This window comes from Actinoplanes sp. ATCC 53533 (assembly GCF_003947245.1).
On record NZ_QHHV01000519.1, the window covers coordinates 1 to 1,662 of the forward strand.

Annotated in this window: 2 protein-coding genes; both read left to right on the top strand. The window is 68.5% G+C overall.

Annotated features, from left to right (window positions below):
* Positions 1 to 66 precede the first annotated feature (66 nt).
* Entirely contained in the window at positions 67 to 156 is a 90-nt protein-coding gene (gene kdpF, locus DMB66_RS59735) for a K(+)-transporting ATPase subunit F (protein ID WP_041840852.1), read from the top strand.
* On the top strand, positions 156 to 1,662 hold a 1,507-nt coding region (kdpA, locus tag DMB66_RS59740), incomplete at its 3' end, for a potassium-transporting ATPase subunit KdpA (protein ID WP_125812688.1). The genes kdpF and kdpA, both read left to right, overlap by 1 nt.

Below are 1,662 nucleotides of genomic sequence, written 5' to 3' on the forward strand. Positions count from 1 at the left end.
GTTCGTCGGGCTCACGGTGGCGCTGTTCGCAGCGCTGACCGTGCTGATCCGGGCGGTCGAACGCTGGTGAGCGCCGTCAACCTCATCGGCCTGATCGTGGCCGTGCTGCTCGGCGCCTTCATGGTCGCCGCCCTGCTGTTCCCGGAGAAGTTCTGATGGCCGGCTGGCTGTTCGTCATCACCCTGGTGGCCGCGCTGGTCGCGGTCTACCGCCCGTTCGGCGACTACCTGTACCGGGTCGTCACCGGCACCCGGAGCACCGTGGTCGAACGCGGTGTGTACCGGCTCGTCGGCGTCGACCCGGCGGCCGAGCAGACCTGGGGTGTCTACGCCCGCAGCGTCCTGGCCTTCTCCGCAGTCTCGATTCTCTTTCTCTACCTCTTCCTGCGCGTGCAGGACAAGCTGTGGCTGTCACTGGGCATGCCGGCGGTCACCGACCACGTCGCCTGGAACACCGCCGTCAGCTTCGTGTCCAACACCAACTGGCAGGCGTACTCGGGTGAGTCGACGATGGGCCATCTGGTGCAGATGGCCGGGCTCGCCGTGCAGAACTTCGTCTCCGCGAGCGTCGGCATCGCCGTCGCCGTCGCCCTGATCCGCGGCTTCGCCGCTCGTAAGAACGGCACGCTGGGCAACTTCTGGGTCGACCTGACCCGGATCACCCTGCGGGTCCTGCTGCCGATCTGTGTGCTCGCCACGATCGTGTTCATGGCCGCCGGCATGGTGCAGAACCTGTCCGGCGGCACGGACGTCACCACGCTGACCGGCGCCACCCAGCACATCACCGGCGGCCCGGTGGCCAGCCAGGAGGCGATCAAGGAGCTGGGCACCAACGGCGGCGGCTTCTACAACGTCAACTCCGCGCACCCGTTCGAGAACCCCACCGCCTGGACGAACTGGCTGCAGATCTTCCTGCTGCTGCTGATCCCGTTCAGCCTGCCGCGGGTCTTCGGCCGGATGGTCGGGCAGAACCGCCAGGGGTACGCGATCGTCGCCGTCATGGCGATCCTCGCGCTCGCGAGTGTCGCGCTGACGGTGGGCTTCGAGACCCAGGGCGGCGGCACGGTGCCGCAGGCCGTCGGCGCCGCGATGGAGGGCAAGGACGTCCGGTTCGGCATACCGAACTCGGCCACCTTCGCCGCGGCGACGACGCTGACCTCCACCGGGGCGGTCAACTCGTTCCACGACTCGTACACGCCGTTCGGCGGGATGATGCCGATCGTCAACATGATGCTCGGCGAGGTCGCACCCGGCGGTGTCGGCTCGGGCCTCTACGGCCTGCTCATCCTGGCGGTCATCACGGTCTTCGTGGCCGGGCTGATGGTCGGGCGCACGCCGGAGTATCTGGGCAAGAAGATCGGCGCCCGGGAGATGAAACTCGCGTCGCTGTACTTCCTGGTCACCCCGACGATCGTGCTGACCGGTACGGCGGCGGCCTTCGCCACCGGCAACAACGCCACCGCGCTCAACGTGGGCCCGCACGGCCTGTCGGAGGTGCTGTACGCGTTCACCAGCGCGGGCAACAACAACGGCTCCGCCTTCGGCGGCATCACCGTCAACACCCCGTGGTGGGACACCGCGCTGGGGCTGGCGATGCTGCTCGGCCGGTTCCTGCCGATGGTGCTCGTGCTGGCGTTGGCCGGCTCTCTCGCGAGGCAGAAGG